Source organism: Bradyrhizobium sp. WSM3983, assembly GCF_000473045.1.
GTDB lineage: Bacteria > Pseudomonadota > Alphaproteobacteria > Rhizobiales > Xanthobacteraceae > Bradyrhizobium.
Window position 1 is genome coordinate 249601 of the sequence record NZ_AXAY01000002.1, and the last position, 22372, is coordinate 271972.

Annotated in this window: 19 protein-coding genes; 8 read left to right on the top strand and 11 right to left on the bottom strand. The window is 65.0% G+C overall.

Annotated elements, in window-relative coordinates; all coding sequences use genetic code 11:
- Nucleotides 1-16: 16 nt before the first annotated feature.
- From YUA_RS0104090 to YUA_RS0104110, 5 genes are all read right to left on the bottom strand, one after another.
- Nucleotides 17-1048, bottom strand: a complete 1032-nt coding sequence (locus tag YUA_RS0104090) for an NAD-dependent epimerase/dehydratase family protein (protein ID WP_027529522.1) — start codon at nt 1046-1048, stop codon at nt 17-19.
- Between the two features lie 32 nt (nt 1049-1080).
- Nucleotides 1081-1599, bottom strand: coding sequence for a DUF962 domain-containing protein (locus YUA_RS0104095; protein WP_027529523.1), 519 nt, complete (start codon nt 1597-1599; stop codon nt 1081-1083).
- Between the two features lie 159 nt (nt 1600-1758).
- Nucleotides 1759-2451: an OmpA family protein gene (locus YUA_RS50865; protein WP_027529524.1), complete on the bottom strand. Its 693-nt coding sequence runs from the start codon at nt 2449-2451 to the stop codon at nt 1759-1761.
- Nucleotides 2451-2867 carry a hypothetical protein gene (locus YUA_RS50870; protein ID WP_027529525.1) on the bottom strand — a complete coding sequence of 139 codons (417 nt, stop codon included), beginning with the start codon at nt 2865-2867 and terminating at the stop codon, nt 2451-2453. The genes YUA_RS50865 and YUA_RS50870 overlap by 1 nt, the downstream gene beginning before the upstream one ends.
- A 217-nt stretch (nt 2868-3084) precedes the next feature.
- The gene (locus tag YUA_RS0104110; RefSeq protein ID WP_063627774.1) at nt 3085-5646 is read right to left on the bottom strand and encodes an ATP-dependent helicase; all 2562 of its coding nucleotides are present in this window, start codon (nt 5644-5646) and stop codon (nt 3085-3087) included.
- A gap of 241 nt (nt 5647-5887) precedes the next feature.
- Here YUA_RS0104110 and YUA_RS0104115 point away from each other — a divergent pair, with 241 nt between their 5' ends.
- On the top strand, nt 5888-6058 hold the full coding sequence (locus YUA_RS0104115; RefSeq protein WP_027529527.1) for a DUF1328 domain-containing protein: 171 nt from the start codon (nt 5888-5890) through the stop codon (nt 6056-6058).
- A gap of 2 nt (nt 6059-6060) precedes the next feature.
- Here the strand turns inward: YUA_RS0104115 and YUA_RS0104120 are convergent, their stop codons facing one another.
- Complete coding sequence (locus YUA_RS0104120; RefSeq protein ID WP_027529528.1) at nt 6061-6567, bottom strand: thioesterase family protein; 507 nt, start codon at nt 6565-6567, stop codon at nt 6061-6063.
- A gap of 87 nt (nt 6568-6654) precedes the next feature.
- Between YUA_RS0104120 and YUA_RS0104125 the strand changes: the two genes are divergently transcribed.
- From YUA_RS0104125 to YUA_RS0104135, 3 genes are all read left to right on the top strand, one after another.
- Nucleotides 6655-8079, top strand: coding sequence for an FAD-binding oxidoreductase (locus tag YUA_RS0104125; protein WP_027529529.1), 1425 nt, complete (start codon nt 6655-6657; stop codon nt 8077-8079).
- A 101-nt stretch (nt 8080-8180) separates the two neighbouring features.
- Nucleotides 8181-9521: a Spy/CpxP family protein refolding chaperone gene (locus YUA_RS0104130; protein WP_027529530.1), complete on the top strand. Its 1341-nt coding sequence runs from the start codon at nt 8181-8183 to the stop codon at nt 9519-9521.
- A gap of 97 nt (nt 9522-9618) precedes the next feature.
- Nucleotides 9619-9981 carry a hypothetical protein gene (locus tag YUA_RS0104135; protein ID WP_027529531.1) on the top strand — a complete coding sequence of 121 codons (363 nt, stop codon included), beginning with the start codon at nt 9619-9621 and terminating at the stop codon, nt 9979-9981.
- Between the two features lie 186 nt (nt 9982-10167).
- Here YUA_RS0104135 and YUA_RS0104140 read toward each other — a convergent pair whose 3' ends face one another.
- The 3 genes from YUA_RS0104140 to YUA_RS0104150 all read right to left on the bottom strand — a co-directional run bounded on the left by YUA_RS0104140 (nt 10168) and on the right by YUA_RS0104150 (nt 14612).
- The gene (locus YUA_RS0104140) at nt 10168-11835 is read right to left on the bottom strand and encodes a SulP family inorganic anion transporter (RefSeq protein ID WP_027529532.1); all 1668 of its coding nucleotides are present in this window, start codon (nt 11833-11835) and stop codon (nt 10168-10170) included.
- Between the two features lie 231 nt (nt 11836-12066).
- Entirely contained in the window at nt 12067-13545 is a 1479-nt protein-coding gene (locus YUA_RS0104145) for a caspase family protein (RefSeq protein ID WP_027529533.1), read from the bottom strand.
- 146 nt (nt 13546-13691) lie between these two features.
- On the bottom strand, nt 13692-14612 hold the full coding sequence (locus tag YUA_RS0104150) for a LysR family transcriptional regulator (protein WP_027529534.1): 921 nt from the start codon (nt 14610-14612) through the stop codon (nt 13692-13694).
- A 95-nt stretch (nt 14613-14707) separates the two neighbouring features.
- Between YUA_RS0104150 and YUA_RS0104155 the strand changes: the two genes are divergently transcribed.
- Nucleotides 14708-15151, top strand: coding sequence for a DoxX family protein (locus YUA_RS0104155; RefSeq protein ID WP_027529535.1), 444 nt, complete (start codon nt 14708-14710; stop codon nt 15149-15151).
- 68 nt (nt 15152-15219) lie between these two features.
- On the opposite strand, the gene YUA_RS43440 is transcribed toward YUA_RS0104155, so the two are convergent.
- Nucleotides 15220-16686 carry a cytochrome-c peroxidase gene (locus YUA_RS43440; protein WP_051383088.1) on the bottom strand — a complete coding sequence of 489 codons (1467 nt, stop codon included), beginning with the start codon at nt 16684-16686 and terminating at the stop codon, nt 15220-15222.
- A gap of 515 nt (nt 16687-17201) precedes the next feature.
- On the opposite strand from YUA_RS43440, the gene YUA_RS0104165 reads away from it, so the two are divergent.
- The 3 genes from YUA_RS0104165 to YUA_RS0104175 are packed head-to-tail and all read left to right on the top strand — an operon-like array spanning nt 17202 to nt 21099.
- Entirely contained in the window at nt 17202-18233 is a 1032-nt protein-coding gene (locus YUA_RS0104165) for a TRAP transporter substrate-binding protein (RefSeq protein WP_027529536.1), read from the top strand.
- Between the two features lie 22 nt (nt 18234-18255).
- Nucleotides 18256-20109 (top strand): TRAP transporter large permease subunit, encoded by a 1854-nt coding sequence (locus YUA_RS0104170; RefSeq protein ID WP_027529537.1) that lies wholly within the window; start codon nt 18256-18258, stop codon nt 20107-20109.
- A gap of 12 nt (nt 20110-20121) precedes the next feature.
- Entirely contained in the window at nt 20122-21099 is a 978-nt protein-coding gene (locus YUA_RS0104175) for a hydroxyacid dehydrogenase (protein WP_027529538.1), read from the top strand.
- 6 nt (nt 21100-21105) lie between these two features.
- On the opposite strand, the gene YUA_RS0104180 is transcribed toward YUA_RS0104175, so the two are convergent.
- Entirely contained in the window at nt 21106-22272 is a 1167-nt protein-coding gene (locus tag YUA_RS0104180) for an ABC transporter substrate-binding protein (RefSeq protein ID WP_027529539.1), read from the bottom strand.
- Nucleotides 22273-22372: the final 100 nt, after the last annotated feature.

A 22372-nucleotide genomic window follows, 5' to 3' on the forward strand; every position in this document is an offset into this window, starting at 1 on the left:
TGGGTTGGGGAGCAGATCAGCTCGCGCGCGACGACAGCGCGTGATGCTCGATGGCATTGGACGCGGCCTGGCCGCCGCGGGCGAGCAGATGGGTGATGGTTTCGCGCAGCACCGGCTCGATCGCGCGCGGTGCATAGCCGAGCTCGTTACGGGCCTTGCCGATTGAAAGGTCGCTCGCGGCAAGCGCGATGCGCACGCCCTCGGCGGTGCCGTTGGGCGGACGGTGGGTGATGCGATCGGAGATCGATTCCAGCATGATGGCGGAGAGCTCGGCAATCTTGCCGGGAACGACGACCGGATATTGCCGCCGTCCGCTCATCGCCGACATCATCCGCAGGATCTGGCCGAGCCTGACGCAATCGCCGCCGAGGATGTAGCGCTGGCCGATGCGGCCGCGCTCCATCGTCAGCACCAGGCCCATGGCGACGTCGCGGACGTCGACGAGGTTGACCAGGAAGTTGAGATGCGGCTGCACCTTCTTCTGCAGGAAGTACCACAGCATTGCGGTGGGCGGCGTCAGATTGTGGTCGGCGGCACCGATCGGCATGGTCGGCGTGCCGATCACGAGTGGGAAGCCTGCGGCGGCTGCCTTCGCGGCGTGATGCTCGGCGAGCGACTTCGACCGCGTATAGGCGCCGGGCATCGCGTCGGCCGGCTGCAGCGCCTCCTCGGCGGCAACGCCGTTGAGGTTTGCATAAGGAAACAGGATCGATTCCGTCGAGCAGTGCAGGAAGCGCGACACACCGCGCTTCATCGCAGCCGCAAGCACGACCTCGGTGCCGCGGAAATTGACGTCGTGGAAGTCCCGCTTGTTGGCGACCCACATGCCGGGGAGGCCGGCGAGATGATAGATCTGATCGACTCCCGAAAGCGCGGCATCGACCGCGGCACTGTCCAGCACCGAGCCGTGTACATACTCAACATCCGCGTTCGCGGCGGCCGGCGGCTGGACGTCGAGAACACGCACCCGCTGCCCACGGGCGCGGACCGCTTCGACGAGATGATGTCCGATGAAACCGCTGCCACCGGTAACCAGTACGAGAGTCATGAAGTAGGTTTTGCTGTTCCGCTTCGAGAAAGCTATCGGGTTGAAAGGGAGTTCGTCGGAAGAGGCGCGAGAATCGCGGCAAGGTCACGACGAAAACCCAGTGCAATGAATAATTTTGCCATGACGAACATCGGTCCAAGCAGGAAATGCGTGGGGTGGTCGACCATCGACGGCTGCCGCTCCTCGAACGCCTTGTGGCCGACGATCTGCGACGCGACGCCAAGCCCGATCAGCACCGCAAAAATCGACCACATCATGGCGGTCGAGACCTGATTGCCGATGGCGGTTGCGACCGAAAGCAGCACGATCATCGACGCGAGGATGCCGAGCCCGACCCCGGCGTCCAGCATCAGCCAGTATACCAGGACCGGCAGCGCCAAAATCACCGCCAGGCTGACCTCGACCCCGAACACGGGAAACGCGACCCGCGTCAGCGGCAGCGTCGCGCCGGTGAAGAGCAGGAGAATGCCGACCACATGCATCGCGCAATTCCAGGGATCGCGATGGTATTCGACATAATCGGCCAGTTGGCGTTGAAAATAGCCAGCCATCTCGGTCTCGCGCGGCACGGGGTCGGGGAAGGGCGAAGACAGCCTATAGCACCGGATAGGGCAGTGCACAAACCGGCGCTATTGTCGCGCAAGACCGTGCTGTCGCGCTGTGAGACAGGTCACAAAATAGTCAAGACTTCAACGGGTTCCGCCGTGCGCTCAGTGCTTCTTGGCGGGCTTTTTCGCCGCAGGCGCAGGGGCTGCGGTGGGATGTGGAGGCACCGCATCGGGCACTTTGGCAAAGGTCAGGATTTGCAACTGGCCGTTGACCGCCGAGGTCGGCTTGGCGCGGTCGAGGAACTGTTCCTCGCCGAGACCGATCGGCTGGAGGCGCTTGGTCGAAATCTTGAACGTGTTCACCAGCACGTCACGGATCGCATCCGCCCGGCGCTGGCTCAGGATCGCGTTGGCCTCGCGCGTCTTCTGATTGGACTCGACGTGGCCGACGATCAGGAACGTGTAGGGCAGCAGCGAGGCGTGAACCATTGCGTCGGCGATCCGGCCGACGGTCTGGTAGGAGTCCGGCTGAATGATCGGCGTGTCGGCGTCGAACTGGATCTGGGCGTTGAAGGCGGGCAGCTTGGCCAGATCGGGCGCGATCAGCGGCCGGTTCACCGGACCCGGATCGTTCTTGATCCTGGCCTTGGCCCGCTCCATCACCTGCTGTTTCAGCGCAGGCATGTCGACCTCGGGGGGCTCTTCGAAATGGTTGAGTTTGCCGACGATGTCGTCGCGGGTCGGCGCCGTCTGCGCGCCGGCCGCGCCTGCGAGCAGAGCGAGGCCAAGAGCGCTACCAAGAGCACTACCAAGAGCAAAACCGATTCCGGCGGTGATGTGCCCGGTTGCGCGCATCATCGATACCCCGCGTCGTCGACGGCCTTCAGGCAGTTGTTGCTGATGCCCTTGGGCGTCGAGGTCAGGCAGGGGATCGACTTGCTGGTCTCCTTGGTCGAGCCGCCGCAGACCTTGACGATCTCGCGCTGGCAGGCGTTGGCCACCGTGACCCGGGCGGCGACGCGCTTCTGGATCGCATCGAACGCCGTGAGGTAGTTGCTCTGGCACTGCTGGGAGAGCACGTCCCGGTTGCGGGACAGGCACTCCTTCAGGCGGGTGGAGTCCGGATTGACGCCGCGGCAATTGGCGACGATTTCCGCACCGCAACTCTTGGCCAGCAGTCCGATCGAATCGCCAAAGCTCATGGTCTCCGCCGTCGCAAGCGACGGCATCCCCAATGCAAGCACGATCAGTGTGATGGAGCCCCGGACCATGGGTGCATCTGATACGGGGAAGTTCGCTATGGTCAAGAGCTGTTCGCCCCAGAACTGTCGAGAGTCCGGCCAGTGCGGCGAACAGTCCTCACTCCGCAGCGTGGGCGCGGGTAGGCAATTCGATCAGGGCGACCATGTAATTCTTGAGGTCCTCGGCAACCTCCGGATCGGCCCTGAGTTCGGTCAGCGTCCTAGGTGTGGTCTCTCATGCCGTGCCTCACGCCCGCTGCACAAAGCTATCCACGACCTTCTTCTCGCCGGCCTTGTCGAAGGCGATGGTGAGCTTGTTGCCGTCGACTTTGGTGACGCGGCCGTAGCCGAATTTCTGGTGGAAGACGCGGTCGGCGAGCGAGAATTCGGAAGTGGTGCCGGTCGATTTGGCGACCAGCTCGCCCTCGATCGTCATCGGCCCGCGGCGGCGCGAGGAGAAGCTGCCGAAATCGGGCCCGGATGACGAAGAGGACGAGAAATTCGAAGCCTCTTCCTCGAAGCCGCCACGCCCGCCGCCGCCATTGCGGCCTTGTGCGTTCGCTTGGCCCCGGTTGCGATTGGCCTGCGCGCGCTGCCAGCCGGGCGTCGAATAAGTCGAGCCGAACGCCTCCATGTCGTCGAAGCGCGAGGCGCCGTAGCCGCCGGTGCCGCCCCAGGCCGAGCCGCCCTTGGATTCCGTGATCTCGACATTGGCCGCCGGCAATTCGTCGAGGAAGCGCGACGGGATCGTGGTCGACCAGGTGCCATGGATCCGGCGGTTGGTCGCAAAATAGATCTTGGCCCGGCGCCGTGCGCGGGTCAGGCCGACATGGCCGAGCCGACGCTCTTCTTCCAGGCCGGCGCGGCCCTGTTCGTCCAGCGTGCGCTGGCTCGGGAACAGGCCTTCTTCCCAGCCGGGCAGGAACACATTGTCGAATTCGAGCCCCTTGGCCGAGTGCAGCGTCATCAGCGACACAGCGTCGTCCTCGGCGCCGCCCTCGCGGTCCATCACCAGCGAGATGTGCTCGAGGAACCCTTGCAGGTTCTCGAACTCCTCCATCGAGCGCACCAGCTCTTTCAGATTCTCGAGCCGGCCCGCGGCGTCCGCCGAACGGTCCTTCTGCCACATCTCGGTGTAGCCGCTCTCGTCGAGTACGATCTGGGCGAGGTCAGTATGCGCGGTGACCTCGCGCTGGGCGCGCCAGCGGTCGAACTGGGCGACGACGTCGCGCAGACTGCCCCGCGCTTTCGGCTTCAGCTCGTCGGTTTCGACCACAGCACGCGCTGCCTCGAACAGCGGGATGCGGCGCTTGCGGGCGTGGTCGTGCAGCATCTGCACGGTGGCGTCGCCAAGGCCGCGCTTGGGCACGTTGACGATGCGCTCGAAGGCGAGATCGTCGGCCGGTGAGTTGATGACGCGCAGATAAGCCAGCGCATCGCGGATTTCGGCGCGCTCGTAGAAGCGCGGGCCGCCGATGACGCGATAGGGCAGGCCGAGCGTGACGAAGCGGTCTTCGAACTCGCGCATCTGATAGGACGCGCGCACCAGGATGGCGACCTCGTTGAGCTTCTCGCCCTGGCGCTGGATCTGCTCGATCTCCTCGCCGATGCCGCGGGCTTCCTCTTCGGAATCCCAGGAGCCGGTGACCGTGACCTTCTCGCCGTCCTGGTCCTCGGTGCGCAGCGTCTTGCCGAGCCGGCCTTCGTTGTGGGCGATCAGGTGCGATGCGGCGGCGAGGATATGGCCGGTGGAGCGGTAGTTGCGCTCGAGGCGGATGACCTTGGCGCCCGGGAAATCGTGCTCGAAGCGCAGGATGTTGTCGACCTCGGCGCCGCGCCAGCCATAGATCGACTGGTCGTCGTCGCCGACGCAGCAGATGTTTTTGGTCTTCTCCTTCTCCCCGCTCGCGGGGTCGCGACGAGCTTCGCTCGCGCTGAGAAGGTCGGGATGAGGGGGAGTCTCCAAGAGCACGGTGCTTGGGGAAGAAGACGACGGCGCCTGCGACAGCAGCCGCAGCCAGAGATACTGCGCGACGTTCGTATCCTGGTACTCGTCGACCAGGATGAACTTGAAGCGCTGCTGGTACTGCCGGAGGATATCCGGGTGCTCGCGGAAGATGCGGATGTCTTCGAGCAGCAGATCGCCGAAATCGGCCGCGTTCAGGATCTTCAGCCGCTCCTGGTAGCTCGCATAGAGCTTGCCGCCCTTGCCATTGGCGAAGACGGCGGCTTCGCCTGATGGCACCTGCGACGGCGTCAGGCCGCGGTTCTTCCAGCCGTCGATCAGGCCGGCCAGCATGCGCGCGGGCCAGCGTTTGTCGTCGATGTTGTCGGCTTGCAGGAGCTGCTTGAGCAACCGCACCTGGTCGTCGGTGTCGAGCACGGTGAAGTTGGACTTGAGCTGCGCCAGCTCCGCATGGGTGCGCAGGATGCGGCCGCCGATGGAGTGAAAGGTGCCGAGCCACGGCATGCCCTCGACCGCCTGTCCCAGCATCTGGCCGAGCCGGTGCTTCATCTCGCGCGCGGCCTTGTTGGTGAAAGTCACCGACAGGATCTCGGCGGGGCGGGCGCGGCCCTGACTCAGGATATGGGCGATGCGGGTGGTCAGCACGCGGGTCTTGCCGGTGCCGGCGCCGGCCAGCACCAGAACGGGGCCGTCCAGCATCTCCACGGCGTCGCGCTGCTCCGGATTGAGCCCGGACAGGTATTTCGGGCCCACCGAGGCGCGCGCACGCGCGGCGATGCCGCCGGCTGCGGGCTGGTGGTCGGGGACGCCTGTGATTTTGCTCGGCTCGGTCATGCGAATCATTGGCCCCACGATGGCACCGCGGGGTGGTGGAAGGGGAGCCTTCTTAACAGGGATTGGTGCCTATATGGGGCGGCGGGCAGGGGTTTTCCACGTGCGCGGCAAGCCGATTTGTTCCTGATGTCTGTGCGAATTTCCGGCGGGAGACCGCCGGAACCATTGTTCCGAGTTGGAGATTGTCTGGACAAGTGAGGCGCGTCAGCCGCGCCGATCGCAGACAGACATCAAAACAGAGGTTTTGACCATGCTTGGCTGGGTTGTGACGTTTCTCGTTATCGCACTGATCGCGGGCATCCTTGGCTTTGGCGGCATCGCCGGCGCCTCGGTCGAGATCGCCAAAATCATCTTCTTCATCGCGGTCGTGCTGTTCCTGGTCTCGGCCGTGGTCGGCCTTGCCCGCGGCCGCAGGATCTAGCGCTATCTCTTCGAGGGCATCGCCACGTTTCGGCCGATGCCCTCGGGCCGCGGCATGGCGCTGTGGGCGTGAACGACGGCCGCAATGCGCTCGCGGATGTCGGGCGGAAACGCCGCCACCTTGCGCGAGCCCATGTCCATGTGCAGCGACATGTTCTCCGAAGTGGCCGACAGCCAGCCTTCGGTACCATGCCGCAGCTCTTCGAATGTATGCAGCCGCTTGTCGTCGGCCTCGAGCAGCCACACCAAAATCTGCACGGGATCGCCGAGGTGGATCTCACGCAAATACCGCACATGGCATTCGGCCGTGAAGGTCGAGCCGTGGCGCTCCTTCTTGTAGACCGGACCGATCCCGAGCTCGAGCCAGAACTCGTCGATCGCACGGTCGAACATCACGTTGTAATAGGCCATGTTGAGATGACCGTTATAATCGATCCATTGCGGCTCGATCTGCATGATCGAGCTGCGGAATGGCTGGGCGTTGGGCGCTGAAGCGGCAGTCTCCGGCATGTCTCATTCCCTGGCTATGCGTCCGGTCGCTTGACTTGACCAGTGAGATGTCCTTTGCCACGGTTTCGTCTGTCGGGAGGACTATCCGTGGGTACGACCATCACCAATAATCCGCCGCGGCCGGAGCCGAAAGCCCTCTCAAGCGCGCTGGAGCAGCTCGCCGCACGCTTCGGTAACCGCCTCATCACTTCGCAAGCCGTCCGCGAGCAGCATGGCCATACCACGACATGGATCGTCAACCAGCCGCCGGACGGCGTGGTGATGGCGCAGGAGACCGCCGACATCCAGGACGTTGTGCGGATTTGCGCCAGGAACGGCGTGCCGGTCATTCCCTTCGGCACCGGCACCTCGCTCGAGGGCCAGGTGAATGCGCCCGCCGGCGGCATCTCGATCGATTTGCGCGACATGAACAAGGTGCTCGCGGTGCATGCCGAGGATCTCGACTGCGTGATCCAGCCCGGCGTCACCCGCAAGGCGCTCAATGAGTATCTGCGCGACCAGGGCCTGTTCTTCCCGATCGATCCCGGCGCGGACGCCTCGCTCGGCGGCATGGCCTCGACCCGCGCATCCGGCACCAACGCGGTGCGCTACGGCACTATGCGTGACTGCGTGCTGGCGCTGAAAGTCGTGCGCGGCGATGGCGAGATCATCACGACGGGCACGCGGGCCAAGAAATCATCCGCCGGCTACGACCTGACACATCTGTTCGTCGGCGCCGAAGGCACGCTCGGCATCATCTCCGAACTCACCATCCGTCTGCGCGGCATCCCCGAGACGATCGCGGCCGGTGCGGTGTCGTTCGAGACCGTGCATGGGGCGTGTCAGGCCGTGATCCTGGCCATCCAGACCGGCATTCCCGTGGCGCGCATCGAGCTGCTCAACGCCGCGCAGGTGAAGGCGTGCAATGCCTATTCGAAGCTGACGCTGCCGGAGACGCCGCTGCTGCTGATGGAATTCCACGGCAGCGAGATCGAGGTCGATGCGCAGTCGAAGGCATTCGGCGAGATCGCGAAGGAGTGCGGCGGCGGCGATTTCTCCTGGACCACCAAGCCGGAGGATCGCACAAAACTGTGGCAGGCCCGGCACGATGCCTATTGGTCCGTCAAGGCGCTGCGGCCCGGCGACAGCATCGGCGTGGTCGCAACTGACGTCTGCGTGCCGATCTCGCGGCTTGCGGATTGCGTCAGCGAGACCGAGGAAGATCTCAAGCGGCTCAATCTGTTGTCGCCGATCGTCGGCCATGTCGGCGACGGCAATTTCCACTGCTCGCTGGTGTGTGACACCAACGACGCGGCCGAGATGGCGCGCGGCGAGGAATTCATGCATCGCCTCGTCGAGCGCGCGCAGGCGATGGACGGAACCTGCACCGGCGAGCACGGCATCGGCCAAGGCAAGCAGAAATATCTTAAGGCCGAGCTCGGCCCCGAAGCGCTGGATGCGATGCGTGCGCTGAAAAAGGCGCTTGATCCGCAAAATATCTTCAACCCCGGCAAGATCGTGCCGGAGGCGTAGGGCGGCCTGCCCCTCGCGGTCGCGGAACTTTCGTCTGCCAGGCTGGTTCCAGTCCCGTCAATTTCCGATGCCTCAATGGCGCGGCTCTGCGGGAGGATGCGATGTTGCGACCGGTCATTGGAATTGCCGGGATGGCGCTTGCCTGCATGCTGGCAGGCGCGGCTCTGGGGAAGGGCGGTGGCGGCGGCCATGGCGGTGGGCACGGAGGCGGCCATGGTGGCGGTCATGGTGGCGGTCATGGCGGTGGGCATGGTGGTGGCCATCACGGCGGCGGCCACTTCGGTGGTCACGGTTTCGGGCACGCGCATGGTGGCGGCGGGCATCATGGTGGGGTGCGGTTCGTAACCGGAGCCCGACATGGTGGCGCGAGCTTCGGTCAGATCCGCAACGCGGCCGTCCGTCCTGCGAATTTCCGCAATGCTCTCAACGCGCACTCTGCCGCCTTCCGCAACGGCCGGCTGATCAGCAATCCGGGGGCGCGGGCCCAGATCGCAGCCGCTGCTGCACTCGCCGGTTGGCATGGTGCAAGCAGCGGATGGTGGCAACATGCTGGGGGCGGCTATGGCTGGGTCGGACCGCTGTTCTGGCCGTTCGCCTATAATGACCTCTACGACTATACGATCTGGGGCGACGGTCTAGGCTTCTGGGGCTACGGCTATCCGGATATCTATGCCGGCATCTTCGGACCCTATGGCTATGACGGTCTCTCGGCCTATCTGCCGCAACGTCCGCAAGGACGACGGCAAGCGCGAGGCGTTGCGCTCGATCAGCTTTGCGGCAGCGACCGCCGCGAAATCGTCGGTCTGCCGATCGACCAGATCGCAGCCGCAGTGCAGCCGACAGACGCGCAAGGCGCAGCCCTCGACGATCTCGGCAATGCCTCGATCCAGGCGGCGGAGATGATCCGCGCATCTTGTCCGGCGCAGGTCGCAGCGACTGCGCCCGGTCGTCTGATGGCGATGCAGCAGCGTATCGAGGCGATGGAGAAAGCCGTCGACCGCGTTCAGCCTGCCCTCGATAAATTCTATGGCTCGCTCACGGACGAGCAGAAGGCCCGCTTCAATGCGCTGGCCGACGATCAGCGTCGCGCGACGGCTTCCAACAACACCAGTGGATCGCTGGTCCAGAATTGCGGAGCGTCTGCTGCACTCGATTGGCCCGGCGCCGACATCGAGGCGAGGCTTCATCCCGACGACACCCAGCGCGCTGCGCTCCAGGTGCTCCAGGATACCAGCGCCAAGGTCAGCGCTTCGCTCAAGGCGGCCTGCGAGCCCAACGACGTGATGACGCCGCCGGCGCGAATGGCCGCGATCCGCAAGCGGCTCGACACGATGCTCGACGGCGTCAAATCGGTTCGCGCGGCGCTGGAGGATTTCTACGCCACGCTGAATGACGAGCAGAAGGCGCAGTTCGAGGCCATCGGACCACGTCGGGCGTCCTGAACGTGTCGGGGCAACGGAGTGTGGCGGAAAAACCGCCTCGCCGACCTCGATATGGTTCTCTATGCTGGGCGCGGTTGAAGCGCACGGGTAGCGGGCGATGAAGTGGTTCGCGAAGCAGATGCCGGCGGATATCTGGGACGAAACGATCGAAGGGCCGCTCGGCGACATCGAAGCCGCCGCGCGCATCCGCGCCATCTGTGACGCTGCGGCCCAGAGCGCCGCCGGCTCCGCCTGTAACGACAAGAGCGAGAGTGCGCGCTATGAGCGCGCCGCAAAGGTCGCCATGGAGATCGCTATGAAGATCTCCGACAGCCTGATGCGCGACGACGCGGTGCACCGCATCGTCAATCTCTGCATGACCGCGAACGACATCAAGACGGCGCAGATCCTGTTCCGCGCGATCCATGCCAGCTGGATCCGCGAAACGGCGCAGCGGGATCACCCGGCGCTGGTGCAGTGACGGCTGCCGCTTCCGCAACATAAGTGCGCTCCCTTTCCCGCTTGCGGGAGAGGGCGGGGGAGAGGGTATTTCCGCAACGGGACAATCCCCAAGAGGAGAAAGCCCTCACCCGGCGCTCCGCGCCGACCTCTCCCGCAAGCGGAGAGGTTGGAAGCCCGCGGCACGATCGATTCAACTCAAAGCGCATTATTTCGCCAAGCTGCGCACGGCTTCATCCACGCTGAGGAAAACGTGCTCCTTCGGCAGGACGTCGAACAACCGAAAGCGCTCGAATGCCTCCTGCGCGCGTACCGATTCCAGCCGCGCCAGCGCGACCGTGACCCCTTGCGCATTGCAGGCCTTGAAGACGTCGAGCAGGATCTGCGCGGCGGTGAAGTCGATCTCGACCATGCCGCTTGCCTCCAGCACCAGCAATTGTGGCGTCGCCGTGCCCAGGACTTTCGTCACGTCGCTGAGGAAGCCGGGCGCGTTGAGGAAGGACAGCGGCGCCTGAAGCCCGATCACGGCGACGCCTGCGATGCGCTCGCCGGTGATGTGCTTGTGCGCTGGCCACCAGATCGTGGTGCCCGGCACGCGCTCGAACTCGACAAGCCGCGCGCGCGTCGTACTCCAGATGCCGTGCAGCAGCGACAGCACGATGCCGAGGAACGCGCCCTGCTCGATCGGCAGCACGATGATCAGCGCGGCGGTGGCAACGATCAGCAGAAACTCGCTGAACGACTGGCGATAGATCGTCACGATCTGCCTGGTGCGGATGATGCGTAGCGCCACGAACAGCAGGATGCCGCCAAGTGCTGCATCTGGCACATGGCGCAACAATCCCGTTCCGAAGGCGAGCAGCAACAGCACGATCACCGCCGCCGCAAGGCCTGCGAGCTGAGATTGTCCGCCGGTCTCGGCGACGATGCCCGTGCGCGGCGGGCTGGCATTGACCGGAAACGCGCCGAACAGGCCGGCGAGCACACTGCCCGCGCCGGCACCAAGGAAGTCGCGATCGACATCGGCGGGCTTGTCGGGATCGGACGGGAAGGATCGCGTGGTGGCCGCGGTCTGCACCATCACCACCACGGTGACCACGAAAGCGAGCGGCACCAGATGAACCCATTGCTCCGGCGCTAGTACGGGCAGGGTCGGCCGCGGCAGCGTGCCCGGCACTGCGCCGACGACGTTGACGCCCTTGCTCTCGAGGCCGAGCGCGATCGTGGCGAGCGTCGCGGCGACGAGCCCGATCAGCGCGCCGGGGATTTTGGCGCTGATCTTCTCGGAGATGAACACCACCGCCAGCACGCCAAAGCCGATGCAAAACGTGATGGGATTGGTGCGGCCGATCTCGCTTGCGAGCACGCCGATGCGATCGAGCGTCGGGCCATCAGGCGATCCCAGTCCCAGCACGCCCGGCAATTGCGACACGATGATATGGACGGAGATGCCGGCGAGGAAGCCGACCATCACCGGCATCGACAGCAGATTGGCGATGCCGCCGAGCCGGAATGCGCCGCCGGCCAGCATCATCGCGCCGACCATCAGCGCCAGCGCGATCGCGAGCCCCTGATATTCCGGTGAGCCCGCCATGGCGAGCGCCGCAAGCCCGCCGGCGAAGATCGGCGTGATCGTGGAATCGGCGCCGCAGGACAGGAAGCGGTTGCCACCGAACACCGCAAAGCCGAGCGAGCCCGCCATGAAGGCGAAGAAGCCGATCTGCGGCGCAAAGCCGCCGAGCCGCGCGGTCGCCATCTGCTCGGGGATCGCGATCGCCGCCAGCGTCAGCCCCGCCATGAGATCGCCGGGCAGGGAATAGGACGCGAGCGAGCCGAACAGCGGCCATAATCCCTTGGCGTGAGCGTCGTTTGGCATCGGCGAAGTGTCCCCGGAAAGGCTTGAGTCGGTCGATCAGACTACAGCATTTCCGAAGGGAGGGCAGAATGTCGAATATCCACAACGCTCGTGTCCAGGACGCGCTGCAACGCGTCAGCGTTGCTGCGCAGAGCCGGAACCCAGAAGGCCACAGTCGGTGCAAGGATGGGCCCCGGCTCTGCAGCGCATCGCTACGCGCTGCGCTGCGTCCGGGGCACGGGCGAGCGAGCCTCAGTATCTACCGCGGTTGTAGTCGCCGCCGCGTCCCATTCCTCCGCCGTGGCTGCCCATGCCCATGCCGAGACCAATCCCGAGACCAATTCCGACGCCGACGGCTTCAGGCGGCGGGCCGGGAGGCGGTGCGCGCTCGACGACGACTTCGTCAGGCGGCGGCCGGCGCTTCGGCGGCGTGTCGACGACCTTGCGCTTTGGCGGTGGCGTATCGTCGACACGCTTCTTGATGACGGGCGCAACCGTCGGGTTGACCGGCGTCACCGGCGGCGTCGGTGTCGAGCAGGGGCAGGTCGGCGCCATGGCGACGGCGACCGGCACCGCGGCGGCCGCAACCGGCAAGGCATAATTGCGGTTCTGCACGCGAAGCAGCAGCCGGCGCGCGGTCGCGGCGAGATCGCTGTTGTCCCAGTTCGCGAGATAGGCCTCGAAGGAGGCGCGAGTGTTGATCGCCACCGCGCGGTCCCACGCCAGCATCTGGCGCCGGCGCTCCAGCACCGTGCGCAGGCGCGGCGTGTAGGAGGCCTGCGCGTAAAGCTCGATATAGGCCTGATAGGCTTCCACGGTGTCGTCGGCGATCACGAGATCATAGGCGACCTTGGCATCCTTGCCCTGCAAATCCTTGCGCCAGTCCGCGACGCTGCGCGTGGCGCTGGCGAGCGCCATCGCGTTTGCACCGGGCGCGGGCGGCTGGCCGCCGCTGTCGCCGAAGAATTTGAAGTCGGTCGTCAGCGACGAGCTTTCCCAGGGGATCTGCCGCCCGTCGGTCGATTGCGCGACCGCGATGCGGATGCGCTTGAACACCTCCTCGATCGGGATGTTCGGTTGCTTGGCGACGGTCAGCGCGGCCGTGGTGTAGGGACTGTCGGCACCGGAGCCGTCCTCGGCTTCCGCACCGGGCGAAGTCGAGTACGAGATGAAGGAGCCGGGGGCGCCCGCCTTGGTGTCGACGATGGCGAGCCCGTGGCCGGCGCCGCTCAGCGCCGGGAATGGATTGTTGCGGCAGGCATCGAGCATGAAGATGCGCGCCCGCGTCGGCAGCGCCCCGAGCGTGTTGAGCAAATCGTTCAGTCGTACGCCCTGCAACGGAATGTCGGCCTCGCGCTTGGGATCGAGATCGACCGGCACGAGATAGTTCTCGCCGTCGATCTGGAGGCCGTGGCCGGCATAAAACACCAGCGCGACAGTGTCGGAGCCGCTGGCGCTGACCTTGCCGGCGAAATCCGAGATCGCCTGGCGCATGTCGCTCTGCGCGAGATTCGGCGCCGCGGTGACGGTGAAGCCGGCATTGCCGAGCAGCTCGGCCATTCCCTTGGCGTCATTGGCGGCGTTGGGCAGTTCCGGCACCGTGCGATAGGCGGATTGCCCGATCACCAGCGCAAGCCGGGCTTCGGCTGCGGCCTGTGTCGGCATCATCAACTGGGAAAGTGCGAGGAGACCGGAGGCAAGAACTAAATTGCAAAGGACTGGACGGCGCATGGTGTCACCTCCATCGGCAATGGGCGCGACGATGTCACCTTTTCTAGTCGTCCGCCACCGCTCTGTCTGTGCGCTATCTCACGCATTTGCGTGTGGCAAATAGGGGCAAGGGGTCTGCCGGAGCTGACGCGTCACGCCGTGCGGCGTCAGAATAGTCCGCGATCCCAGGGCGGGTCCGGTGCGAAGCGCGCGGCGAGGAAATCGATGAAGGCGCGCACCTTCGCCGGCGGCCTCCGATCGGGCAGGTAGACCGCATGCACCGCGGAGGACTGGATCTCCGGCTGATCGAGTGGAAGCGCGACCAGCGTGCCCGCGCGCAAGTCGTCGGCGATGATGAAGGTCGGTTGCCGGGCGAGGCCAAGGCCAGCCAGCGTCGCCGCGCGCAGCGCATCGCCATTGTTGGCGCGCAGATTTCCGGACACCTGGACGCGGATTTCGCCATCCGCGCCGAACAGCCATTCCGCCGCGCTTGCCTGCTGCGAAAGCGTGTAGCCGAGACAATTATGCGCGGCGAGGTCGGCCACGCTGCGCGGCGTGCCGTGCTTCGCCAGATAGGAAGGTGCGGCACAGACGACCAAGCGGTTCGGCGCGAGCCGCCGCGCCACCATGCTGGAGTCGCGCAACTTGCCGATGCGGATCGCGAGGTCCCAGCCCTCCTCGGCGAGGTCGACGAGCCGATCATTGAGGCCGAGCTCGATCGTGACCTCGGGATGGCGTTCCGAGAATTCCGCGATGAGCGGCGCGATCTGCCGTGTGCCGAACACGACGGGCACGTTGACCCGTAACGATCCGCGCGGCTCGACGCGTTCGCGCGCGACCGCGGCATCCGCCGTCTCCATGTCGGCGAGGATCCGCTCGGAGGATTCCAGATAGAGGCGGCCGGCCTCGGTGATCGACAGCCGTCGCGTGGTGCGGTGGAACAGCTTGATGCCGAGCCGCGTCTCCAGCGAGGCCACATGCTTGGTCACCATCGTCTGTGACAGGCCCATCGCGCGGGCCGCGCCCGACAGGCTGCCGTTCGCCGCCACCTTGGCGAAGACTTCCAGGCTGGTCAGCCGGTCGAGCATCATCTCACTCTAAGGGTGTGAAGTATATTTCCATAATAGCCGATTATCATTTTTCTGAGAATAGATCATAGCTGGCCCTGACAAAGGAGACCGCCATGATTGATTCTCGTACCGCTCCCTACGCCGCGCTGGTGCTGCGCGTGACGCTGGGCGCGCTGTTCCTGGCCCACGCCGGCCTGAAACTGTTCGTTTTCACCCCGGCCGGGACTGCAAAGTTCTTCGGCAGCCTCGGCTTCCCGCCCGAGCTTGCCTACCTCGTGATGACCGTGGAAGTTCTCAGCGGCATTGCCCTGATCCTCGGTGTCTGGACCCGCTATGTGGCGCTGATCGGCATCCCGGTCCTGCTCGGTGCGATCTTCACCGTCCATGGTGCGGCCGGGTTCTTTTTCACCAACCCGAAGGGTGGCTGGGAATACCCCGCGTTCTGGGCGATTGCGCTGGTTGCGCAGGCGCTGCTCGGCGATGGCGCCTTCGCGCTGCGGCCCTCGCGCGATGTCGAGGCAGCGAGCGGACAGTTGAGCGCCGCGGCTTCGCGCTGACGTTGTCACAGGGGCTTGCGGGATTGCGAACTCAAATCCCGCAGCCTGTCTGCATCCGGATCGCGCGGTTATTTTGGTCCCCAGGGCGAAAATCCGTCGCTCAAGGTCTGCATGAAGGCGACAAGAGCATTTTCTTCGGTGTCGGATAGTCCCAGATTTCCGACCTTGCTCTTGTTCATATTCTCGGCCGATTCCGGGGCCGGCCAGCAGCCGGAGCGCTCGCGTGGATCGTGGGGCTCGCAACGAGGCAGCGCGTCGCGCGTGTTGTAGAAGTGCACGATCTCCTTCAGGCTCTTGAAGTAGCCGTTGTGGGCGTAGGCCTTGACGAAATCGGGGCTTGGCCGCTTGTCGACATTGCGCAGCGTCGGCGTCTGAAATCGGCTGCGGTTCTGTTGCTCGAGCGGCTTCCAGCGGGTGTCGACGGCCGAGGGTTGGCTGAGCGGGTGACCGTTGCCAAGAAATCCGCCGACGCCAGGATCGACGAAGGACGATCCCTTCTTGTTGGCGACATAGCCGCGCTCATCCGCAACCCCCTCGGCATAGTAAGGCAAGTCGGAATTGGCCGGTGTTCCAATGTTGGAGGCCGTGAAGTCCGTAAACAGCGGATCTTCCCCCGGGCCGCCATCGCGATGGCAGCCGTTGCACTGCGCCTTGCCGCGAAACAAGTCGTAGCCCTGCTGCTCTTCCGGCGTGAACTGCGCCTTCCCCGCGAGCACGGCATCATATTTTGACGAGAACGCCGTGACCTCGTGCGAAGCCTCGTAACCTGCGATCGATAGCGCCATCTGATCGAACGTGGCGGCCGCGCGGCCGCGATCGACGGGGCCGAGATGAACAGGCGCCGGGTCGTCGGCGGGCGGCGGACCGGGATTGTTGCAGACATCCTCCGTGTTGGCGGGCCAAGTCATGGCGAATGCCTGCAGGCCCCAGACGGCTTCGAACAGGCCGCGATAGGGACGCTGTGAGGCCCGGTACACCGCGCAGGCGATGTCAGGGAGACCCATTTCGACCGGGTTGGTCGGCGGGCCCTCGGCCTGTTCGGCCGCCGGATTGCCGAGGCGGCGTCCTGTTGCACGCATGTCCCAGAAGTTGCCGCCGACGAGATCGCCCTGGCCCTCGTTGTAGTGGAGGACGGGAGAGAGCGGCGCGTAGGTATGGGTCTGCGGTTTGCGCTCGCTGAAGCGGGTGCGCACCGAGCCGGGATACGAGCCGGTCGTCCGGTTGAGTTCCGAGATCGGACCGGTAAAGCCGGTCTCCGGCATGTGGCAGAAGGCGCAAGCCTCGTTGCGGTTGACCGACAGCTCCTTGTCGAAGAGCAGCAGCTTGCCGAGCAGCTCGATCTGCTGCACCTGATTGTCCGGCGGTGACGGAAGCCGCTCCAGCGTTTCCGCTTCGATTCGATCGATCTCGGCTTCGACGCGCGCGATCTCGCGGAGCACGCCGGGTGATAGAGATGAACCTTCGCTGACGGCTTGCGAGCTCAGTCCGAAGAGGGCAATGGCCGTGACGGCCAACCGAGCAACCTTGGAGGTCATGTCTTCTCCGCGATACCCCCACGTGATCGGTATGAAAGTCGCGAGGTCACTCCGAGAAGCTTAGGGCGGCCGGATGATCAGGTCCAATTGCAATGGGATATGATTGCGATCAGGAAATCTGATGAAACTCGCATCTCCCTAAGGCAGCTCGGATTTTTGAACGCTCGTTACGCCCCTCACATTCTCTTGCCGAAGTCGTGAAGATGCCCGGGCCGCCAGCGAACCGCTCATGACGGCGATCAATAGGAGTTGCGCATTGATCCATACCTGAATTGGATCAATTCGCCTCCATCGCCGGCAATGGGCTTTGCGGTCCACCAAGCTGTCGCTTGCGCAACCGGAAACATCGACAAGCATAGGCTCTCGCTTCGGTTTCTGCCGAAGCACCGCTTGCTCGAGCCGTCGCGCAAGCGCCGGCCGCGACCCTTGCCTGCGCAGTTGCTTTGGCCATACAGTCGAGCCAACACGCCGCGACCATGATCGCGGCGAACAAAAATAATCGGGGAGACCGCACCATGACTATCGTGCCCGTCAGCCGTCGCACGTTCATCAAGTCGTCGACGGCACTGACCGCCGGCCTTGTGCTCTCTCCCGCCATCATCGGCCGCGCCGAAGCCGCCACGCTGAAGCTGAAATGCTCCTCCTCGCTGCCGAACGATCCCAAATTCGCCAACGGCCGTGTCTACTACGACAACCTCGTCAAGAATTTGAAAGGCAACGGGCTCGGCGAGCAGGTCGATGTCGCCTTCTTCCCGGACAACCAGCTGGGTCAGGAAATCGACGTCATCAATTCGGTGAAGCTCGGCGTCATCGACCTCATGGTGTCGGGCTCGTCGATCTCGGCCAATCTGGTGCCGTTGGTCGGCACCTATGACCTCGGCTTTCTGTTCTCGAGCTTCCCGCAGCAGACCAAGGCGTTCGACGCCGGTGCCGCCAAGCCGATCGAGGACGCGCTGCTCAAGGGCAGCAACATCCGCATCATCGCCTGGGCCTATAATTTCGGCTCGCGCAGCGTTTTCGCCAAGAAGCAGGTGAAGACGCCGGAGGATCTCGCCGGTCTCAAGATCCGCACCCTGCCGAATCCCGTCATCACGGAATGCCTGCGGCTGATGGGCGCCGCTGCGACGCCGCTCGCGTTCGGCGAAATCTACACGGCACTGCAGGCCGGCGTGCTTGATGGCCTCGAGCACGATCCGCCGACGATCCTCGCCAGCAAGTTCTTCGAAACCGCGAAATTCTATGCGCTGACGCAGCACAATTTCTCGCCGCTCGCGATCTACTTCAGCGACACGACGTTCAACCGCATGGATCCGAAGCTGCGCGAGGGTTTTCTCGACGCCGCGAAGAAGGCCGCGGTCGACACGCGCACCCATGGGCTCGCGGTCGAGAAGGAGGCGCTGGCGGCCTTGACCGAGAAGGGCGTGACGGTGGCTGAATGCGACCGCGAGGCGTTCAAGAAGCGTGTCGCACCGCAGACCGAGAACTTCATCAAGGCGCGGCCGGAGTCCAAGGCAGTCATCGACATCATTCGTTCGACGCAAGCCTGAGATGGCCAAATCTGAGTTGGCGATGACGGAAGCCTTGCCACTCTCGGGCGGTCGAAACGGGAGCATCGCCCTTCTGCTTCGCGTGAGTGACGCGATCGCGGCCATCCTTCTGGCCGCTGATCTCGCTGTCGTCTGTGGCTCCGTGCTGCTGCGCTTCTTCTTCAACGCGCCGGTCGAATGGTCGGATGACGTCGCGCGCGGATTGATGGTCGGATCGGCCTTCTTCGGTGCGGCAAGTGCGCTGGCGCGCGGCGAGAATGTCGGCGTGTCCTTCTTCCGCGATCTGTTGGCCCTGCGGCTGCGCAGCCTGGTCGACGCCGCCAGCGCCGTGCTTGTGGTGTTGATCTCCGGCTACGTCGCCTACAACGCCATCAAGCTCGGATCATTGACGGCGGGGCAGACCACCGGCTCAGGCCTGCCGCTGGAGCTCACCTTCTACCCGATGGGCATCGGCGCGCTGTTCATGACGGTGTTCGCGATCGACCACCTCTGCGCAAGGCCGCTTTCTGACCTCGTCAGAGGCCTCGTTGCAGTCGCCGTGGTGACCGGCCTCTATCTAGCCTGGGACTATCTGTCGCCGTCCTCGGTGCCGTCCGCGGGCACGCTGATGCTGATCGGCTTTTTCGCCACGCTATTCGGCGGCTTGCCGATCGGCTTTGCGCTGGCGCTCGCCGCGCTGATCTTCATCTGGGTCGAGGGCGCGCTGCCCGGCGTCATCTTCGCCCAGCAGATGGCGCGCGGCATCGACAATTTCGTGCTGCTCGCGATTCCGTTCTTCATCCTCGTCGGCTACCTCATGGAAGCCAACGGCATGTCGGTGCGCCTGATCGAGCTGCTGCAGCGCGCGGTGGGGCGCATGCGCGGCGGCCTGAATGTCGTGATGGTGGCCTCGATGGTGCTGTTCTCCGGCATCTCCGGCTCGAAGATGGCCGATGTCGCGGCCGTCGGCTCCGTGCTGATTCCGGCGGCGCGCCGCTCGAAGCAGAATCCGGGCAGCGCGGTGGCATTGCTCGCGGCGTCCGCGGTGATGGCGGAGACCATTCCGCCCTGCATCAACCTGATCATTCTGGGTTTTGTCGCGAACCTGTCGATCGGCGGCCTGTTCATGGCAGGGCTGCTGCCGGCCGCGCTGATGGCGGCGGTCCTGATCGTCTTCTCCATCATCTTCGGCAAGCCGCCGGCGGATGCCGAGGCGGTCGAGCCGCAGATGCCGGTCTCAGGCCTGTGGAGCGGCGCGATCGCTTCATTCGGCCTGATCTTCATGATCTTCTTTGGTTTCAAGAGCGGCTTTGCCACGGCGACCGAGATCTCGGCGTTCGCGGTCGCTTACGCGCTCATCGTCGGAAGTGTCGTGTTCCGCGAGCTCAGCTTCAAATCGGCCACGCACAGTTTCGTCCAGGCGGCGACGCGCGCGGGGCTGGTGCTGTTTATCGTCGCCGCCGCGCAATCGCTGGCGTTCACGCTGACCTTGCAGCAGGTGCCGCATGCGGTCGGCGATTTCATGCTGGGACTGTCCAAAACGAGCGGCACCTGGCTGTTCATCCTGCTCGCGATCGCCGTGCTGATCGTGATGGGCTCGGTGCTGGAAGGTGCGGCTGCGCTCATCATCTTCGGGCCTCTGCTCCTGCCGGTCGCGGTGCAGCTCGGCATCGATCCCCTGCATTTCGGTGTCGTGCTGGTGATTGCGATGGGCGTCGGCCTGTTCGCGCCGCCGCTCGGGCTCGGGCTCTACGGCGCCTGTTTGATCGGCAACGTGCCGATCGAGCAGACGGTGAAGCCGATCCTGGGCTATCTTGGCCTGTTGTTTCTCTGCCTGCTCGTCATCGCCTTCGTGCCATGGCTGAGCACCGCCTTGCCGCGCGCGTTCGGCTACTGAGGGAGTGTTGCCGTGAAAGTCCTGCTGGCCCACACGCCGGAGATGCGCCGCAATTATTACGGCGATCGCAGCCTGAACGGCTTGCGCGCAATTGCGGACGTGATCCTGCACGAGGGTGACCAGGCGCTCGATTCCGCGAACCTCGTGAACGCGGCAAAGGACGTCGACATCATTGTCGCCGACCGCATGACCGAGGGCCGCGGCGAGATCTTTGCACAACTGCCGCGCCTGCGTGCCTTCGTCCGCTGCGCTGTCGATATCCGCAACGTCGATGTCGAGGCCGCCTCGCAAGCCGGCGTGCTGGTGACCCGCGCCGGTCCCGGCTTCGTGCAGGCGGTCGCCGAGCTCGCGGTCGGCTACATGGTCGATCTGTCGCGCGGCGTGTCGCGGGCCACAGCCGACTACCAGGCCGGCCGCAAACCGGAGGCGCGGATGGGCCGCCAGCTCGCGGGCAGCAAGATCGGCATCATCGGTTATGGCAGCATCGGGCGTTACCTCGCCGAGATCGCCAAGGTCATGCGCATGGAGGTGCTGGTCTCCGATCCCTTCGCGACCGTCAGCGACAGCGCGATCAAGCAGGTCGGCCTCGACGAACTCCTGGCGGCTTCCGACTATGTCGTCTGCCTCGCGATTGCCAATGAGCAGACCGAGAAGCTGATCGGGGAGGCTGCGCTGGCGCGCATGCAGAAGCATGCCGTCTTCATCAATCTCTCGCGCGGCAATCTCGTCGACGAGGCCGCCCTCGCGAAGGCGCTGCTGGAGAACCGCATCGCCGGTGCGGCGATGGATGTCGGCCGCGCCCCGGACCAGATGCCGACGCCGGAGCTGGCAAAACTTCCCAACGTCGTCGCCACACCACATGTGGGCGGGCTGACGCCGCAGGCGATCGAATACCAGTCGCTGGAGACGGTGCGGCAGGTCGACGCCATCATCAAGGGCGAGGCGCCTCAGGGCGCCGTCAACGCCGAGCGCTGGGCGCGGCGTCCCTGAACGGCCCTACAGCCGATCGATCGCCCGGAACGTCCCGTCCTTCTGGATCACCGTCAAGAACACCTTTGGCGGCGTCTCGATGGCGCGGATGCCGACGGTGACGATGCTGCCGCTGATGTCGAAGCGGCCGACGTCTTGGATGGCGCGCAGCAGCCCCGCGCGTGTCGGGTTCGGTCCGGCTTTTTCCAGCGCGGCAGCGGCGAGGCGTCCGGAGAGATAGCCTTCGAGCGAAACGAAGTCCGGCGCCAGCGTCGGGTCGAATGCCGTCTGCGCCGCCTGATAGTCGGCGACGAGCTTGATCGAACGATCCCAGGGAAACGGCACGACCTGCGCGACGACGACGCCTTCGCCTTCGGGGCCGAGCTCATTGGCGAGCGCGGTGGCGCCGACGAAGGAAATGTTGGCGAAGGTTGGATAGACACCGTTGCGATGCGCGAGCTTGATGAACTCGGCGCTCGGACCATAAGTGCCGACCATGACGATCGCCTCCGGCTCGGCGCGCTTGATGGTGCGCCAGGCCGAGCTGACGGCGCGGGTATTGCGCTCGAAGGTGCCTTCAGCGGCGAGCTCGAGGCCGCGCCTGGCAAGCGCGTTCTTCACGCCGGCGAGACCGTCACGGCCGAATGAGTCATCCTGGTAGAAGATGCCGATCCGGCTGAAGTGGCGATCCTCGGTGAGATGCTTGATGAGGGTCTCCGACTCCGCGCCATAGCTCGCGCGGATGTTCGCGACATTCGTCAGTTCGAGGTCGCGCAGGAATCCGGCGCCGCTGAAGGGCCCGATGAAGGGGATGTTACGGGCGCTCGTGATCGGGATCGTCGCCATCGCGGTCGGCGTGCCCACCGCGCCGATCAGCGCGAACACCTTGTCGTCCTCGATCAGCCGCAGCGTCTGCACCACCGAGCGATCCGGATCGTAGCCGTCGTCGCGGCTGATGAGTTGCAGCTTGCGGCCGTGGACGCCGCCCTTGGCGTTGATCTCGGTGAACGCCGCGACGATGCCATGCCGCAGGCGTTGCCCGAGCGCCGAAGACGGGCCTTCGAGGGCAGCCGCCTGCCCGAACAGGATTGCGTCCTCGCTGACGCCGACCTCCTCGCCTGTGGCCGCGCCCGTGGCCATGGCAAGCAGCGCAAAGCTCATGACGACGCGTAGCGCTGATCGAAATGGTCTCATCAGGAGGTTTTGCCGATGCAGGAGAAATCGCAAGGAGCATAGCCGGGCAGCCTGAATAGCTCGCTAACCGGTGGCGGAGCGGCGCCCCGTAACATTCCGG

Coding starts and splice junctions, on each gene's coding strand:
- YUA_RS0104090 (WP_027529522.1), bottom strand. CDS start 1,048: ATGACTCTCGTACTGGTTACCGGTGGCAGCGGTTTCATCGGACATCAT.
- YUA_RS0104095 (WP_027529523.1), bottom strand. CDS start 1,599: ATGGCTGGCTATTTTCAACGCCAACTGGCCGATTATGTCGAATACCAT.
- YUA_RS50865 (WP_027529524.1), bottom strand. CDS start 2,451: ATGCGCGCAACCGGGCACATCACCGCCGGAATCGGTTTTGCTCTTGGT.
- YUA_RS50870 (WP_027529525.1), bottom strand. CDS start 2,867: ATGGTCCGGGGCTCCATCACACTGATCGTGCTTGCATTGGGGATGCCG.
- YUA_RS0104110 (WP_063627774.1), bottom strand. CDS start 5,646: ATGATTCGCATGACCGAGCCGAGCAAAATCACAGGCGTCCCCGACCAC.
- YUA_RS0104115 (WP_027529527.1), top strand. CDS start 5,888: ATGCTTGGCTGGGTTGTGACGTTTCTCGTTATCGCACTGATCGCGGGC.
- YUA_RS0104120 (WP_027529528.1), bottom strand. CDS start 6,567: ATGCCGGAGACTGCCGCTTCAGCGCCCAACGCCCAGCCATTCCGCAGC.
- YUA_RS0104130 (WP_027529530.1), top strand. CDS start 8,181: ATGTTGCGACCGGTCATTGGAATTGCCGGGATGGCGCTTGCCTGCATG.
- YUA_RS0104135 (WP_027529531.1), top strand. CDS start 9,619: ATGAAGTGGTTCGCGAAGCAGATGCCGGCGGATATCTGGGACGAAACG.
- YUA_RS0104140 (WP_027529532.1), bottom strand. CDS start 11,835: ATGCCAAACGACGCTCACGCCAAGGGATTATGGCCGCTGTTCGGCTCG.
- YUA_RS0104145 (WP_027529533.1), bottom strand. CDS start 13,545: ATGCGCCGTCCAGTCCTTTGCAATTTAGTTCTTGCCTCCGGTCTCCTC.
- YUA_RS0104150 (WP_027529534.1), bottom strand. CDS start 14,612: ATGCTCGACCGGCTGACCAGCCTGGAAGTCTTCGCCAAGGTGGCGGCG.
- YUA_RS0104155 (WP_027529535.1), top strand. CDS start 14,708: ATGATTGATTCTCGTACCGCTCCCTACGCCGCGCTGGTGCTGCGCGTG.
- YUA_RS43440 (WP_051383088.1), bottom strand. CDS start 16,686: ATGACCTCCAAGGTTGCTCGGTTGGCCGTCACGGCCATTGCCCTCTTC.
- YUA_RS0104165 (WP_027529536.1), top strand. CDS start 17,202: ATGACTATCGTGCCCGTCAGCCGTCGCACGTTCATCAAGTCGTCGACG.
- YUA_RS0104170 (WP_027529537.1), top strand. CDS start 18,256: ATGACGGAAGCCTTGCCACTCTCGGGCGGTCGAAACGGGAGCATCGCC.
- YUA_RS0104180 (WP_027529539.1), bottom strand. CDS start 22,272: ATGAGACCATTTCGATCAGCGCTACGCGTCGTCATGAGCTTTGCGCTG.